At 45.0% G+C, this 17,320-nt stretch carries 13 protein-coding genes; 4 read left to right on the forward strand and 9 right to left on the reverse strand.

What is annotated here, in order from left to right; all coding sequences use genetic code 11:
- Positions 1-159: 159 nt before the first annotated feature.
- On the reverse strand, positions 160-1,551 hold the full coding sequence (locus A3729_RS27600) for a DNA recombination protein RmuC (protein WP_068553624.1): 1,392 nt from the start codon (positions 1,549-1,551) through the stop codon (positions 160-162).
- Positions 1,552-1,783: 232 nt separating this feature from the next.
- On the opposite strand from A3729_RS27600, the gene A3729_RS27605 reads away from it, so the two are divergent.
- Both A3729_RS27605 and A3729_RS27610 read left to right on the forward strand, forming a co-directional pair.
- The gene (locus A3729_RS27605) at positions 1,784-4,516 is read left to right on the forward strand and encodes a DUF1566 domain-containing protein (protein WP_082880475.1); all 2,733 of its coding nucleotides are present in this window, start codon (positions 1,784-1,786) and stop codon (positions 4,514-4,516) included.
- Positions 4,509-5,033 (forward strand): DUF1566 domain-containing protein, encoded by a 525-nt coding sequence (locus tag A3729_RS27610; protein WP_068511867.1) that lies wholly within the window; start codon positions 4,509-4,511, stop codon positions 5,031-5,033. Before A3729_RS27605 ends, A3729_RS27610 begins: the two co-directional genes overlap by 8 nt.
- Positions 5,034-5,098: 65 nt before the next feature.
- Here the strand turns inward: A3729_RS27610 and A3729_RS27615 are convergent, their stop codons facing one another.
- From A3729_RS27615 to A3729_RS27630, 5 genes are all read right to left on the reverse strand, one after another.
- Positions 5,099-7,477: an ATP-binding protein gene (locus A3729_RS27615; RefSeq protein WP_068634501.1), complete on the reverse strand. Its 2,379-nt coding sequence runs from the start codon at positions 7,475-7,477 to the stop codon at positions 5,099-5,101.
- Between the two features lie 45 nt (positions 7,478-7,522).
- Positions 7,523-7,663, reverse strand: a complete 141-nt coding sequence (locus tag A3729_RS31940; protein ID WP_156490449.1) for a hypothetical protein — start codon at positions 7,661-7,663, stop codon at positions 7,523-7,525.
- 12 nt (positions 7,664-7,675) lie between these two features.
- Complete coding sequence (locus A3729_RS27620; protein ID WP_068511862.1) at positions 7,676-7,909, reverse strand: hypothetical protein; 234 nt, start codon at positions 7,907-7,909, stop codon at positions 7,676-7,678.
- A 76-nt stretch (positions 7,910-7,985) separates the two neighbouring features.
- A complete protein-coding gene (gene sthA, locus A3729_RS27625) occupies positions 7,986-9,389 on the reverse strand; it encodes a Si-specific NAD(P)(+) transhydrogenase (protein WP_068511859.1) in 1,404 nt (467 codons plus the stop codon).
- Positions 9,386-10,246: an HDOD domain-containing protein gene (locus tag A3729_RS27630; RefSeq protein ID WP_068553621.1), complete on the reverse strand. Its 861-nt coding sequence runs from the start codon at positions 10,244-10,246 to the stop codon at positions 9,386-9,388. The genes sthA and A3729_RS27630 overlap by 4 nt, the downstream gene beginning before the upstream one ends.
- A gap of 203 nt (positions 10,247-10,449) precedes the next feature.
- On the opposite strand from A3729_RS27630, the gene A3729_RS27635 reads away from it, so the two are divergent.
- Positions 10,450-11,553: a lipase family protein gene (locus tag A3729_RS27635; RefSeq protein ID WP_068511852.1), complete on the forward strand. Its 1,104-nt coding sequence runs from the start codon at positions 10,450-10,452 to the stop codon at positions 11,551-11,553.
- A gap of 94 nt (positions 11,554-11,647) precedes the next feature.
- The gene (locus A3729_RS27640; protein ID WP_082865379.1) at positions 11,648-13,366 is read left to right on the forward strand and encodes a GspE/PulE family protein; all 1,719 of its coding nucleotides are present in this window, start codon (positions 11,648-11,650) and stop codon (positions 13,364-13,366) included.
- Positions 13,367-13,375: 9 nt separating this feature from the next.
- Here the strand turns inward: A3729_RS27640 and A3729_RS27645 are convergent, their stop codons facing one another.
- The 3 genes from A3729_RS27645 to A3729_RS27655 form a co-directional block, all read right to left on the reverse strand.
- The gene (locus A3729_RS27645) at positions 13,376-14,023 is read right to left on the reverse strand and encodes a response regulator transcription factor (RefSeq protein ID WP_068511850.1); all 648 of its coding nucleotides are present in this window, start codon (positions 14,021-14,023) and stop codon (positions 13,376-13,378) included.
- Positions 14,024-14,160: 137 nt separating this feature from the next.
- Complete coding sequence (gene acs, locus A3729_RS27650) at positions 14,161-16,125, reverse strand: acetate--CoA ligase (RefSeq protein ID WP_068554348.1); 1,965 nt, start codon at positions 16,123-16,125, stop codon at positions 14,161-14,163.
- A 278-nt stretch (positions 16,126-16,403) separates the two neighbouring features.
- A complete protein-coding gene (locus tag A3729_RS27655) occupies positions 16,404-17,309 on the reverse strand; it encodes a patatin-like phospholipase family protein (RefSeq protein WP_068511847.1) in 906 nt (301 codons plus the stop codon).
- Positions 17,310-17,320 lie beyond the last annotated feature (11 nt).

The following is a 17,320-nucleotide window of genomic DNA, read 5'->3' on the forward strand; positions in this document are numbered from 1 at the left end:
AGCTAATAGTTACTACCGATGACTAAAATATATCCAAATGCACTTTATCAAAAACTAGACAATAGGTCATGGGTGAAAACCGAACTTTTTTCACTTACATGTAAAAAAATTGATCTAAAGCAGATTACTTATTAAACAAACTTCATCTATTTCAGGTTTTTATTTGCTACCTTCAGGCAAACCATCTAACAGAACACGATCCAGGCGCTCTAGTTCGACATCCTTATTTAAAGGTTCCAATTGAGGCATACGCTTATTCGCTTCAATTGACATTTCTTGAAATCGTTCCACTTTCCCATGAAGGCCTTGTTGTCCGACAAGCGATATAAGTACGTTATTATAGTGATTATTCGAGCTAAGCAAGCTGCCACCCAGTTTCTGCAGCCTCTCTGCCACAACACACACATGGTTGTATATCTCACCCGCTTTTTCACTTAAGGCCAATGCATCATTTTGGCTGTTCTGAAGACGCCAGATATTTGAAACGGTTTTTAGTATCGGTAAAAGCGTTGTATGGGAAACTAGAATAATATTTTCGCGATAAGCTTCTTCATAAAGCTCAGGACTATGCTTAAGCCCTTCTATATATGCGGCCTCCAATGGCAAGAACATCAAGACAAAACTTGGGCAGTTAATTCCTTTAAGACGACTGTAGTTTTTCTCTGATAGCTCTTTAACATGCACTCTCAATGCTTGAATATAATTATTCATCGCTAATTCGCGTTGAGCTTCTGTTTCAGCCGAAATAGCAGATTCATACGCCACCAATGAGGCCTTACTATCGATAATCAAATGCTGATTGTCTGGCAGGTCTATTAAAAAATCTAAAAAATACGCTCGCCCTTTGTCATCTTTAAGGTGAACCTGCGTCCGATAATGCTGATCTTTTACTAATCCGGCGACCTGTAAACTTCTTTCTAGTTGCACCTCGCCCCAATTACCCAAGGTTTTCTTATCGCCTTTGAGTGCAGTCGTCAGGTTCTGGGCATCCTGAGACATCTGCGCATTAAGGTTTCGCAGAATCTCCAACTCCTTCTTTAGACTACCAGCCGATTCATGATTTTCCTTCTGGATACCGTCTACCCGATGACGGAACTCGGTAATTTGTTCTCTAAAAGGTTTTAGCACGCCTTCGATAGACAACTGGTTATCCTTGGTAATGCGTTTTCCCTTTTCGTCAAAGATGCGGTTCGCCAAATTCTCAAACTCTGACTGAAGTGATTTTTTCTGAGACTCAAATTGCTCTCTCTGTTGAATCATTGCGCGATCACGCTCTTCAATAACCGCCTCTAGACGGGCATTATTTCGATTCAAGTCAACCACCTGAAGCCTGGACGACTGAAGCTCGTCATGTAAGTTTAAACACTGTTCACCTTGAGCCTCTAAACGTTCCAGCAAAAGAGCCTTATCACTTTCTAGAGCTGAGTATCTGCTCTGTTCATCACTTAGCTTTCCAAGGTATAGCTTTCGAAAATAAGCCAGACCACCTATAACAATAAAGGATAAACAAGCGATAAATAACTCTAGGTTCGCCAGTAAGTGCTGTTCCATTTAGTTAGCCTTAGATAAGTGAAAACATTTGCCGCTACGTCGGCAAAAAGAAGTCTGTACGGTATCCCAAAAACCATACTATCAGAGTCTGAGAGACCAATAATCATTGCTATTCAATAGATTATAGAAGACACCATAAATTTTGGCCCATTTAATGCTTCCCTAGCTGGTAATCGCGCTAAAACCTTAGACAGCGCTTTGAATATACCTTTGACACTTTAGTATAGCTGCCATGAAAATTTTTCTACAACGATGCTGGATAGTGCCGCTAGTTCTATTACTCAGTGCCTGTAATGGAGGCTCGTCTGGCAAATCTTCGCCCCAAAATCATCAACCTGTAGCCAATGCAGGTGAAGACATGACGGTCACCGAAAAACAATTAGTGACCTTAGACGGTTCTGCCAGCCATGACCCAGACGAAGACGATATAAACTACAAGTGGATTCAGGTTGACGGTCCCTTCGTGGAACTCAGCTCAGACGAAGATGACTCACCGAGCTTTATTGCCCCTGACGGAAGTACAACCCTGCGCTACCAGCTACACATTAGCGACGGGATCAACTCATCTGTCCCTGATACCGTCACGGTAACTGTACTAGAACAAGCTGACAACAACACCCACTCTAATCCTGATAGCAGTTCTGACCCTGACACCGGCTCTGACCCTGACAGCGGCTCTGACCCTGACAGCGGCTCTGACCCTGACAGCGGTTCTGATCCTGACAGCGGCTCTGACCCTGACAACGGTTCTGATCCTGACAGCGACTCTGACCCTGACAACGGTTCTGACCCTGACAACGGTTCTGACCCTGACAACGGTTCTGACCCACAGACCTCAAATACACAGCCTATCGCCCATGCAGGTGATGACCAAAACGCTAACGGGAACAGCTTGGTCACGCTGGACAGTTCTCAAAGTCTTGATTCTGATGGCGACACGCTAAGTTATTTATGGACTCAAGTTAGCGGCCCAAGCATAACACTCAATGATACAAGCATCGCTTTTCCCAGCTTTGTTGCACCCAATATTGACGCTAACTACGTCTTTTCCTTGCATGTTAACGATGGTCTTGAAAGCTCCGAAACTGATGAGGTGAGTATTACAGTCACTGCAATCAATACTAATCAACCCCCTATGGCCGATGCGGGCCCTGACCAACAAGCAAACGGGAATGACATTGTCGTCGTTAGCGGCGCAAATAGCACCGACCCGGAAGGAAGCAGCCTGAGCTATACCTGGCAACAGGTTTCCGGCCCTGTGGTTACAGTTCTAGATTCAGAGCAAGCTCAAGCTTCATTCATAGCACCGGAAAATGGTGGCGAAATTGAGCTTAGCCTAACCGTCAATGACGGCGAGTTAAACTCTGTAAGCGATAGCATTATTATTTCTGTTCAAGCTATCAGCACTGCATTGGTCGCTCACGCAGGCGCTGACCAAACAGTCAGAAGCAATACATTGGTTTCACTAGATGCCAGTGAAAGTACTCATAGTGAGCACCTGAGTTTAAGTTACGCCTGGCGTCAGACAGGTGGCCCAAGCGTCATTCTAAGCTCGGTGTCAGAACTACAACCACAATTCCAGGCACCTGAAACTGATTCGACTAGCACCCTTATCCTGACTTTCTCATTGGTAGTCAGTGATGGCGAAGCAAATTCTGCGGCTGACGAAGTGGTAATCAGTGTCAGCAATGCCAATTCGGCACCTTTCGCCAATGCGGGCCTATCTCAAAGCACTGAAGGCGGAGATTCTGTAACACTGGATGGAAGCCAAAGCAACGACCCCGAAAATGACACGCTCACTTACGAGTGGTCACAAACTGCAGGGCCAGACGTTGAACTGAATGATAACACCTTGGTCTCACCCAGCTTCGTGGCGCCAACGGAGGGTGGAGAATTGCAGTTTTCACTTATTGTCAATGACGGTGAACTATCTTCGGAAATCTCATTCACGAATATTTCAGTGATGCCTGCAAACAATCCTCCTATCGCCAACGCCGGTGTCGACCGATATGTTGGCAGTCTCTCTATTGTGGCACTAAAGGGCAGCCGAAGCCTCGACCCTGAAGACGACCCCTTAAGTTATAGCTGGCTTCAAATAAGCGGCCCTGAAGTAAGTTTAAGTGATGAGACAGATGCTAACCCGGTATTTGAAGCTCACACTGATGGAAGATTGGTATTTTCATTAGTGGTTAACGATGGCCAACTCGATTCAGAACCGGACCTGGTTAATGTCGTGGTCGGCCCAATACCGGCGACTAATATTCGCGTAAATGGAACCGGTATTACCTGGGGAGCAAGCTACCCTAGCGGCAATAACCTAGACTGTTCCGGCGAAGCCATCGACCAACAGGATTGTTCCTTAGGTCGGGAGCTAACACATAACGATGATAGTGATGGTCGTGCTGGCTTCAGCTTTATAAAGTTCGATGAGGATGGCGTTGAAACGGATAGTTCAGATGCTGAATGGAGCTGCGTTCAAGACTCTGTCACAGGCTTAATGTGGGAAGTAAAAAGTGAAGGCAACGAAACACCAGGAGACGAAGGTTTAAATGACGCCGATGATCGTTACAGTTGGTACAATACTGACGCAAGCTCAAACGGTGGTTCGGAAGGTTTTGCAGATAGCAGAGGAGAGCAATGTTTTGCCTATAACGAAGACGAACCGGCTAGCTACTGCAACACCGAAGCCTTTGTTAACCGTATGAATGAAGCCGGCTGGTGTGGCTATGCCGACTGGCGACTACCTAATCGCAAAGAGCTGCTCAGTATCGTTGATTACGGTAATGCTAAACCCATGCTCGATACTGATTACTTCCCTTCCAATGCAGCCTTAACCTGGACATCTAGCCCTTTTGCACTCGGTACAAGCAGTGCCTGGGGAGTAAATTTTTCTCATGGTAACTCTTATAGCCTCGATAAACGCAATGTAAACCAGGTACGACTAGTAAGAGGTGGTTATGAATAAATATATTTGCTTAGGGCTTCTAACACACTCTTTGCTTTCACTTCCTGTCCTGGCACAGGAATGTAGTAGCGATACCATTGCCGAAACGACGCCTGCAACACAATTTGTTATTCACGGAGACGGCACCATTACCGATACCAGCACGGCACTAATGTGGAAACAATGCTTGGAAGGTTTAAGTGGCACTCAGTGTAATACCGGCATTCTCAACGAGCAGAACTGGTCAGGAGCTCTTCAGATCCCTCGTAATATAAACGCGACAGGAGGTTTTGCAGGCTACGCCGATTGGCGCCTTCCCAACCAGGCAGAGTTAGCCTCTCTGCTAGAAGACCAATGCGTTGAGCCAAGTATTAATGCGACGGTTTTCCCCAATACTGCCAACAAGTTTCTCTGGAGTGCGTCACCTGACTACAACAATGATACGGCCACATGGTTCGTGGACTTCAAACATGGCGCAACAGGTACCATCACCAGAGAGCAGGCTTGGCCAATTCGTTTAGTTCGAAGCGTTCAATAGTTTAATCTAATGGAATGAGGAACGATCACGCGATCAAAGCTAAGGGCAGCTGCCAACAGCCTTGCTTAAACCGTGTATTTAGATATTGTCTCAAGCAAGACCGCATTATCAAAAGGTTTACCAACAAAGGAAGTAAAACCTTGATTCAAATACTGTTCGGTTTGTTCAGGAAGAACATTTGCTGTAAGAGCAATAATGGGTAAATCTTGCCTTCGTAATTGTTCCCGAATAATCTGACAGGCTTGCTCGCCATCCATAATAGGCATTTGAATATCCATTAAGATCAAGTCGATATCTTTCGCCTCAACACTGGCAACAGCGTCTTCACCATTATCCGCTATCTCAACCTGATAACCCGCTTTCTTAAGAATTTCTTCAGCGATCATTTGGTTAATTTTATTATCTTCAACCAAAAGCACGCATACATCAGCAGGCGCCTTAACTTTTCTCAACAATCTTTCTGTCTCTTTGCCGAGTACTGTTTTCACCTCAAGCTTTGCTTCCTTAACAACAGGAAGATCCAAGGTAAATTCAAAAGTAGAGCCACTGCCCACTTGGCTTTCGACCTTTAACTCTCCTCCCAGCAAATCCACCAATCTCTTGCTGATAGATAACCCCAGACCTGTCCCGCCATATTTCCGGGTCGTAGAGGCATCTTCCTGCTTGAAAGGCATAAACAAGTCTTTCGTATCGTGAATACCAATGCCGGTATCACTCACCGAAAACCGAACACCGCACCGACCTTCACTTTCATCCAATTTAGCATCACAGCTAAGCGCTAAAGTCACCTCACCCTCTTCGGTAAACTTGACTGCGTTGCCGCATAGATTCAATAAGACTTGCGATAAACGAAGCTCATCCGTTCTAACATAAACGGGTAAAGCCTCATCCAAGACTACCTTAAAGGCGATTCCTTGCTGATCAGCAGCAGGTAACATTAGAGACTCAATATTTCTAGCCAGCTCACTCAATTCAAGCTCTACTTCCTCCAACTCAATCATATTCGATTCGATCCTATTGAAGTCGAGAATTTCATTGAGAATCTTCAGTAGCATTTCTGAAGATTGCATGACTTTTTCCAAGTAGTCTCTCTGCTTGTCATCTAAATCAGTTTCGAGGCACAGTGAAGTCAGGCCAATAATTCCATTCATAGGCGTCCGTACTTCATGAGACATATTGGAAAGGAATGTAGTCTTCGCCATGTTTGCCTGTTCAGCTTCTTTAAGCGCACTTTCCAAATCTTCAGTTCTCTGTAAAACCTTACCCTCCAGGCCTTTATTAAGTTCAATCACCTCTTGTTCTCTCGCGACCACATCAGAAATATCTGTATTCGATCCAATAATTCTCAGGGTTCTTTTCTTGTCATCGCGAACAGCCATACTGCGTGACAAAATTGTGACCAACGAGCCATCTTTTTTCAGCATTCGGAAACGGCACTGACTGGTGTCAGCCTTTCCCTTGATAAGGTCAGAAAAGAGCGTATTTATTTGATGACGATCTTCAGGGTGAACGTGTTTCTGAAAGGCCTTCGTATCATTTTCAAGCTCATCATCCTGATAGCCAATAATCGCCTTCCAACGAGGCGATAGATACAGAGAATTAGCCAATATATCCCAATCCCAAATACCGTCATTCGAGCCCTGCACAATAAGTGAAAATAGCTCTTTGCTATCGCGTATTTTCTTCCGCTGCGTATCGACGGTATCGTAAAGAGAAAAAATTGCTTTCGATAAAACCTGGAGCTCTTCTGTATTAGTAACAATGCTTCTATCGACTGACTCACCAGCAGCCAAACGGGAGATCTTGTCGAGAAGCTGAGCAACAGGCTGGGAAAAATACTTTACCAAGAAAAATCCGGCGGCAATAATTAGAATAAATGCCGAAAACAAAATAACGAAAGTGTTCTCTAAGGTTTTTCTAACAGGCGCTAACATCAAGTGGTCTTCAAGCGCGACACCGATGCTATATCGACTACCAGGAATAGGCTGGTGAGCCTCCCCTCCTAGATCAAGCGCCCTCATTCCGGCATTCCCCGTGATCATCTCGTTACCAAGAGCGTTTAATTTAGGGTTATGTTCATTTAGGATAGAGTACTTACTGACGGCCTTTTCACCCTGCTCATTTAAGACAAAGTCGCCTTGATCATCACGTAATAGTTGAATGATCTTATTTTCGTCCCAGTGATACCAGTAAGTTCCGTCATTCGCAACCAGCATCACCTTGGCACTTCCCTGGACACCAGAAAAACTTTCTTTAACCAAGGTTTGAACCCGATCATGGATATATTCCCAGGGAATACTCAGCCCCAACATCCCCCTTACTATCTTACCTTTATCCTGAATAGGAGCCGCAATAACAATCTGCTTAACCCCCGTCGTAAAGGAGATCATCGGGTTAGAAATATAGGCTTCAGGCGAATCAGGATCTTCAGGGTGAATACTCACCTGCCAATAGTCGCGAGAGCGAATATTTTTAGGCTTCGAGTCTGGTTATTTATCATCAAAGGTTCGAATCCCTCCTTGTAGCAGATTCGCACCAGAAGTGTTATAGAAATGTCCGTTGGGTAAACCAATAATGAACTTCTCAAACTTAGGTTTCAGGAAGGTCAATTCACGCTTTAGATAAGGCATGAAGGTTTCGAACTAAAGGCCAGAAAGCTCTGCAGAACGAGCGTATTCCTGCACCAATGACTCACCATGGTCAAACTCAAACTGAAGACCATTAGCAACGAGCATTAAGCTCTTCTGCGCAATTTCTACGGTAGACTCAGTAACTTGTGCCTTGCTGTGAAGGTAGGTTTGAAAGGATATCACCAGCGAAGGCAATAAGCCGACAACTAATAGAGTAAGTAGAAGCTGATCTCGAAACTTGTACATGTGACACTTTCCTTACCTGCTCTAAAACAACTCAATTGAAGACGGGTAACTTCCTTTCAAACATTGTGCTCACGTCCTAATACTTATCACTGTGCTGTGAGCGCTTGCCTATCACTGCTAAGGCTGCAACTCGGTATGCTTCGGCTAGTGTCGGGAAGTTAAATATGCTCTCGACAAAGATATCGACATCAGCATTTGAAAGCATTGCCATCTGACCAATGTGAATAAGCTCGGTTGCACCTTCGCCAACGATCTGAACACCGAGAATCTTTTCGCCCTGAGGGTCACATATGATCTTCAGCATACCATCACGTATTCCATTAATCTGACCACGAGAGATCTCTTCAAAATTGGCTTTACCAATCACAATACCGTCACCATGCTCTTTCTTAGCTTGCTGCTCAGTCATCCCAACAGCCGAGAGTTCAGGAATTCCATAGATACCCGAGGGGATCATCTTACTCATTGGACCCACTTCAATTCCTAAAGCATTACAACTCGCTCGTCGTCCCTGCTCCATTGACGCCGAGGCCAATGATGGCGGGCCAATGACATCGCCTGCCGCATAAATATGCGGGACTTGGGTTTGCAACATATCATCAACCGATATATTGCCAAACTCATTTAACTCCAAACCAGCATTGGCAATCTGCAGGTCCTTCACATTTGCTACGCGGCCAGCGGCACAAAGAAGCTTCGCAGATCTAACAATAGTCCCGTCATCGCATCGCGTGATGACTTCAGATAAGCCATCCCACTCAACAGTTTCAACGTTCTTCTCACCTAACCATGTGCCACCCATTTCCTGAAATGAGTCGACAAACTTGGAGGTTAAGTCACCATCCATAAAGCCCAAAGGCAAAGGATACCGGTCAATCATTGTTACCTTAACGCCAAGCGCCTGGAAGATAGAGGCATATTCACTAGCGATAACACCACCACCGAGAACAGTGAGGCTCTTTGGCAAATACAACATTGTTAGGATTGAGTCAGAATCAAAAATATTTTCATGATCGACAGGGATATTATCTGGCTTACGAGGGATCGAGCCGGAAGCAATAACAAAGCTACTGGCTTCAATTTGTTCAGCTTCGCCGCGCACTTTTGTTACCTCGATAACATTCGGCGATACAAACTTGGCCCGGCCGTGAATACGTTCGATATTATTGCGTTCAATCTGATTTACCATAAAACCGTCGTGCGCTTTCAATACCCGATTCAAGCGGTCGATCAGTGTCGACATCTCGGTATCTTCAGCTAATTCAAACTGACATAAGGCCGCATTCTCTCGCATCTTTTTAACACGTAAGGCGTTCTCACGAAGCGTCTTGCTGGGGATCGTTCCTCTGTGTACACATGCACCACCCAACCATTGATCCCGCTCTATAAGAGCGACACTCTTACCACCTTTGGCTGCCTGTACCGCTGCTTTTTGCCCTGCAGGACCACTACCAATAATCACTACATCAACTTGTCTCATGAACGAATTGCCTCCAGACCACTCTTCACGATGTCGTGTCTTTCCTTCAAAAGCTCCAATTCATCTTCATATAAATTCAGATCTGCAAATACGGTATCTTGCAAAGCTGTATCTATCGCAGCTTCTTCACCCGATAACATTGCTTGAGCTAACTTAGCAGCACCATTAGTCACCATCGCTTGGTCACGATTGCTTTGGGCATTTTGATAGTCAGCATAGTAATGAACAGATTCCTGAACGATTGCGGGCATTTTCCATTTTCTGACCACGACTTCGCCATATTTCACATGATAAGCAGATTCGATTACCCCTACTTCATCTAATGAAATAGATACGTCATGCCATTCCGAGTAGTCAAAGATGGTCTGAAGGATAACCGGTTTGCCAATGCTATGAAGCAAACCGCATAGAAAGGCGGCTTCGACATTTTTCTTGGCAACTCGCGCAACCTCTTTTCCCCAAAAGGCTGTACATAAAGCATGGTCCCATATTTCATTAATACGGTTTTCGTATGTGGGCGCTTTAAATATTTTCGTATTAAGAGAAGCTGCCAAAGCAATTTCTGTAATCAGAGACAGACCGAGCCTTGCCACAGCTTGTTGCAGAGAAACCATTGAGGCGTTGGGTGTATATGCGGCTGAATTAGCAATGCGCATCACATGGCCAGCCAAGGCCTGGTCACTTTGTATGAGTTTGGCCAACTGTGCGGCATCAGAATCTGGATCATTCGATAAAGCTAAAACCTGGTTTGCCACATCCGGCAGCATCGGCACTTCGATTTTGTTATCGCTTAGATTATCAATATATTTCGCAATAGCTTGCGCTTTTGGGCTTAAATCTGAAATCGGGCTGCTCACACAACTACTCCACTGATTATTGTTTTTATTTAGTGTAGACCAGCGTTGGTGGGATAGCAGGGATATTGGGAAATAACGAAGGATGTAACAGCTTTGTGTAATTAGTGAACAATTGCAATAGCTGAGCCTAATTCCTTGAGATTATAACTAGCTCGCCTATTATACGCGCTCATTCAAACAACCGTTTCAATTCCAGGAGCTCTATGAAGAAGTTTAGTATCTTGTCGTTGCTACTTTCTTTGCCCATTATTCTACCCTTCAGCTTGGCTTTATCTTTTTCAGCCTATGCGGATATTTCCCGTTCAGCCTTTATTGAACAACTCGACTCCGCCAATTGCACACAAGTCCCTCCCGAAATATACCTGGATACCCAAAAAGCTCATTTCGATTTCGCCAACGCTCTAAGTCTCTCCTGGATTTCACTTACGACGCTAGGAGAGAATTCTATTTCCGCTGAAGAGTTTGAACAACAATGGCAGCTACGCAACTTAGAGATCATCGACAACCCAGAGACCAACCTGCGTATATTGCTTGCTGATTATAAAGATACAATGCTCATTACCTATAGATACACGGATAGTAACAAGGAGTGGCTTTACAATTCCGATGGGACTTCAGACGATTTTGAACATAGCTTTACACTAGGTGAAAAAACGCATCACGGCTTCTCTCAAGTATTAAGCTCAGAGTGGGCATCGCTATTGGCAAGCGTTAGAGCACGAAAGGGTCAAAGCAACAAACTATGGGTATTTGGCCATAGCTTAGCCGGCGCACTGGCGCAACTAAGTGCAGCAGGCTTCGAGCAAGAAGGTATTCACGTTGATCAGGTCTACCTGTCAGGCTCGCCCAAAGTTGGTAGCCCTAAGTGGGTTGAAAAAGCTCAAGTTCTTCTCGCTAACCGAGTGCATAGAGTGGTGTATGAACAAGACCTTATTGCCCGCTTACCGGTAAATCAACAGGCACTGAACGAGTTTAAGTCGATATCCAGCATTGCTCCAGACTTTATCGCGAATTCGATGAACGAAGCAAACAGCCTGATGAACTTCGATACCCTAGGTAGGCAGATCTCACTCGACCACTATGCTAACTATGTTGAGTGGAACGAAAGTGACTCTGTTTCATTGGAACAAATATACTGGTTGAACCTAGCAGATGATCTTTCAATTGCTAAACATGCTTCCTTAAGCCCACTTGATCAGATAAATAATATGACAAGTGTCATTTCAGCTAATACAGAAGACCATTCACAACTAAAAGATGATGGCTACTTCTGTGCAATGATAGCCGCGCTGGAAAATGAACACTAAAGTGACTCGGCTCAAGCCAAAGTGCTTTGAATACACATTTGCGGCGATCTTCTACTAAACTAATAAGGATATAATTAGTTTTGGAGCCTATTTCTTGATTGCAAATCGTGAACAGCTTGTAGAGTCACTTGAAAAAAGTAAAAGCTATCAACACCAGCATCTTGGGCAGATATTACTGCAAACCGGCATTATCACGTCAAAACAGTTAAGCACCGCCCTGCATAAACAAATTGCTGAGGGCAAGAAAGAAATGCTAGGGCATATATTGCAGCGCTTGGGCTACGCTAGCGACCACCAGGTTCGCAATGCACTTTCCTGCTGTCTGGAGATACCTTTTATTCAGCTCGCCGGGTTTGACGTTGATGAACATGCGTTGCAACTAGTTCCTGCCGAGTTTGCCAGAGCACATGCTGTTATTCCCCTCATGGCTCACAAAGATCGCTTAGTCGTGGCGATGGAAGACCCGTCTGATAACGAAACCATCAACCTACTGCATTTTTTATCTGAACAAGTCATCGAGCCGGTATTGAGTACCGCAAGTGATATAGAGTACGCAATTTCTCAATATTATGGCTCAACCGATATTGATGATGTTCTAAAGGATATGCCCAGCACCAGCTTGAGCAATAGCTGGGAAGCTCAACAAGCTATAAAGCTCGCATCAGATAAACCAACCGTTAAGCTAATACATAATTTGATCGCCGATGCGGTAACCCGCAGAGCATCAGACATACATATCAGGCCCAAAGAAAAAAGCGTTGATATTCTCTACCGTATTGATGGCAGTCTGCTAAAAATACGCAACTTTGATATTAAAATGTTGCCTGCCGCTGTTGCCCGTATCAAGATTATCTCAGGAATGAATATCGCTGAGCATCGTTTGCCTCAAGATGGTCGGACCAAAATCACTAGCAAAGATAAATCGATTGATTTGCGCGTATCGATCATGCCGACTATTCATGGAGAAAGCGTAGTAATCCGTCTCCTCGATACTTCGACCAGTATCAATAATATCGATGCCATAGGATTCAATGAAAAAGACTCGGAACTGTTTACCCAACTCGTTAACAAAAGCAGTGGCCTGATTTTAGTGACCGGCCCTACTGGCTCCGGAAAAAGCACCACACTTTATGCGGCACTCGAATCCATCAAACAACGTGAAATCAATATCATCACCGTTGAAGATCCGGTTGAATTCCATATCGATGATATTCTGCAAATCCAGGTCAACAATGCCATAGATTATAGCTTTGCACGTGCACTCAAAAATATTCTTCGCCACGACCCAGACGCCATTATGATCGGTGAAATACGAGATGAAGAAACAGCTAAAATGGCAGTAGAAAGCTCACTTACAGGGCATTTGGTGTTATCAACCTTACATACCAACAGTGCCGCTTCGACCATTACCCGTCTACTTGAAATCGGCGTACAAGCCTATCTCCTAAATGCAACGCTACTAGCGGTACTGGCTCAAAGACTTGTTAAACGGAATTGTCCTCACTGCCTGGAAGAAGAGCAGGTATCCCCTATTGTACGGAAAGCTTTGGGTCTGAGTGAGGATGAAGTATTCTATCAGGGCGCTGGTTGTGATAACTGCCATATGACAGGCCATAAAGGCCGTGTTGCAGTATATGAACTGTTGACACTATCACCCGATATTCGAGACATGATCAAGCCAAAAGTAAGTGCGACAGATATCGAAAAAGCCGCAATCGAAAATGGCATGACGCCTCTTACTGATCATGCACTGCATATTGCCCGACAACAGCAAACCTCATTGTCAGAAGTGTATCGGGTAAGACTGGGATAACCTCAAACCTTACTCAGACGCCTCATCCAAAGACAACTTGCTCAAGACAATGACTGCTTGTGTACGGTTACTCACGCCTAATTTTTTAAATATCGCCGTAATGTGCGCCTTCACAGTTGCTTCAGTCACACCTATTTCATATCCAATTTGCTTGTTCAGCCAGCCTTCCCTCAGGAAGCAAAGTACTTTGTACTGTTGAGGGGTCAATGAAGCAATCTTGGTAGCCAGGTCCATCTCTTCTTCATCGATTCGCCTTAGGCGGCTGCGCACTTCTTCAGGCACCCACTTCTCACCCTCAGTCACGCACTGCAATGCTTCATAGATAGTTTTTGGCGACGCTGATTTAGGAATATAAGCGCTTGCACCATGACCAATTGAGCGACTTATCGTCTCGGCATCTTCACGAGCAGACACGACAGCAACCGGAATTGAAGGAAATTTCTCACGTACTGTCACCAAGCCAAATAGGTCTTGGCTGCCGGGCATATGCAGATCAAGTAGTAAAAGGTCTAGCTCCGGGTCTTCAGCAATGGCTGCCAGAGTCGTCTCCAGGTCAGACGATTCAGTGATCGTAACGTTTTCAAAGTGGGCGTTAATAATTTCTAACAAGGCACTGCGAAAAAGTGGATGATCATCTGCGATATGAAAATGGTACATAAGTTCTCCGAACAGGATTGAATGTCTGTTCAATGTTTATTATTAGAATACGTTCCTTGGAGAACAGCATAGCCTGACTGGTCATAATTTTCGAGGGGTAGATAATGCCTTTCATCTCCCCTCGAGCAACCCTATAGTTATGAGTCAGTGCGGTTCAAACGACCCTCGATCAGCACATCAACTACTGAAGGGTCGTTCAGCGTTGAGGTATCCCCCAAGTTGCCAAAGTCATCTGCAGCAATTTTGCGAAGGATCCTGCGCATGATCTTGCCAGATCGCGTCTTGGGTAAGGCATCGACCCACTGAATCAGCTCGGGTGTCGCAACCGGCCCCATTTCAACTCTCACATGCTGCTTCAGTAACTCTGTTGCATTGGCTGCAAGCTCAACACCGTCCATCGGCGTCACGTAAACATAAATCGCTTCGCCTTTGATATCATGTGGATAACCAACAACAGCTGCTTCCGCCACATCAGGATGAGACACCAAAGCACTCTCTAATTCAGCGGTTCCTAAGCGATGACCTGAAACATTCAAGACATCATCAACACGCCCGGTAATCCAGAAATAGCCATCAGCATCTCGCTTGGCACCGTCGCCTGTAAAGTACATATTGTCATGAGTTGAAAAATAGGTTTCGATAAACCGTGCGTGATCATTCCAGATGGTACGAGCCTGCCCCGGCCAGGAGTCCATAATAACCAAATGACCACTCGTTTCACCTTGGAGAATATCACTATTGGTATCTACCAACTCTGCTTGTATACCAAATAGTGGATGACAGGCAGACCCCGGTTTAGATTCTGTTGCATAGGGTAAAGGCGTCATCATCTGACCACCCGTTTCAGTTTGCCACCATGTATCAACAACCGGACATTTGCTATGGCCATACTCAGTATAATACCAACGCCATACCTCCGGGTTAATCGGCTCCCCTACGGTACCAAGAATTCTCAGTGAATCACGTTTACTAGACCCAGTCGCTTCGTCCGCTTTAGCCATTAAGGTACGAATAGCCGTCGGCGCTGTATAGAAAACTGTCACCTTGTGCTGATCAATTACTTCACCAAAGCGCCCCATACTCGGATAATTGGGAACGCCTTCATACATGAGCGTTGTGGCACCATTCGCCAAGGGTCCATAAACGATGTAACTATGGCCGGTAATCCAGCCAACATCTGCCGAGCACCAGAACACATCACCTTCTTTATGGTCGAATGTGTAGTAGTAGGTCGACGTCACATAAGTCAAATATCCACCACTGGAATGCTGTAAACCTTTTGGTTTACCGGTAGAACCAGAGGTATAAAGAATGAACAATGGATCTTCAGCATTTACCGGAACGGCTGTATGCTTGTCAGCTTGCTCAGCCACCAAGCGACGATAGTCAACGTCCCAGTTATGACGAGTTGAACCTGTGTTATGGGTTGTTTCAACAACCAGTACATTTTTGACAGTATTACGTTTGGATATCTCCAGCGCGTCGTCCACACTTGACTTAAGCGGGATAGATTTCCCACCACGCACACCCTCTGTCGCCGTAATCACGACTTTTGCCTCACAATCATCCAGGCGATCTGCTAAAGCTGTTGCCGAAAAACCACCAAATACCACTGAATGAATGGCACCAATACGAGCACACGCCAGCATCGCATACGATGCCTCGGGAATCATAGGCATATACAGTACGACACGGTCACCTTTACCTACTCCCATAGATTCCAGGCCATTAGCCAACTGACACACCTCTCGATGTAAGTCTCGATAGGTAATTGTCTTGCTGTGGCCCGGTTCATCGGCTTCCCAAATTATGGCTGCCTGGTCTGCTCGCGTTTCTAAATGCCTGTCTACACAGTTGTAACAAACATTCAGCTCTCCATCTTCATACCATGAAATATGTAAGTCATCTTTTGCAAATGAGACATCTTTGACTTTGGTGAAGGGTTTATCCCAATACAAGCGCTCAGCTTCTTTTCGCCAGTAGTCTTCATTCTTCTCTATCGACATTTGATACAGGCTCTGATAGCCAACTTTATCGATGTTTGGCACAAAATCACTGGTTGAATTAGAGGTAGTGTAGTTATTCTGGGCAGCTAAGCTCATGACAGGCTCCTTGAAGTCTATGTTACCGAGTAAGTAGATATAACTCTTATTGTCAACATATTCTGGCCGCCGCCAATTAGACCTTGGTCGAGCACTAGACTATGGTCTAAAGCTCTCTGGACAATAAACTAAAGAAATAGCACAACCGACTTCAGTGTTTGTTTCATCAATTGAACAAACAACCCAGACTAGTGATAATGTTCACCCATCAAATGACACTCGCAATAAACTCATACCACAGCTCTCAATTCCACGGTATTTTCGCTCTCATATAAGCATTAGTCTACTTTAGAAAGAATCTTCTTTCTCCGCCTGGTCAAATAGCTTTTGAAGTTCAGAATGATAGGCACCTTGAGAGGAATAATCACTTTCAGGACCTCGCTAAGAAAATATAAAAGCCGTATTTTCCGATACCAGAACAAGCGTGATATCTTCTTTGCGGTGAAGTCGTATCCATATTGGAATACCGGCGCAAACTGTTCGTGGTTACCAAACCGACTATATTTAGCCAAGTCAAATGACAAGACCAAATCAGCCCTCTTCAACTGCTCCTTGGTACGCTGATCAATTGCGATATCGATAGCATTCCCCATTATAGCGACCATATCTTTAGGTTCTTGATAGCGACTCACGCCATTCAAATCAACAGCGATAGTAATACCCGCACCCATCTGTTCAAGTGCTGAAACGGGTACGTTTTCAGTGATACCCCCATCAACCAACGACCTACCTTCAATTTCTACCGGCACAAAAATCCCTGGCACTGCCGCTGACGCACACACCGCATCGGCCAAGTTCCCTGATCTTAATATGACCTTCTCACCGGTATGAATATCGGTAGTACAAATCGCCAAAGGAATACGAGCATCCTGTATATCCACATTACCGATATCTTGCAAAATCATCTCGTGAATGGTTTTGGTGGTGAAGATACCTTTGCGTTGAATCGACAAACCGACCATCGAGCTGAAACTCATATCCTCGCCCACTTTCTTGATCTCGTCTATCGACTTACCGAAGGCATAGTAGCTCGCGACTAAAGCCCCAATACTGGTGCCGGAAATATAATCGATCTCTACATTTCGCTCTTCCAGTACCTGCAGCACGCCAATGTGAGCAATACCCTTTGCTGCGCCGCCGCCCAACGCAAGCCCGATACTCTGATTAAAAGGGTTCCATTTCATAAATTAAGTTT

The sequence above is a fragment of the Oleiphilus sp. HI0043 genome (assembly GCF_001634935.1).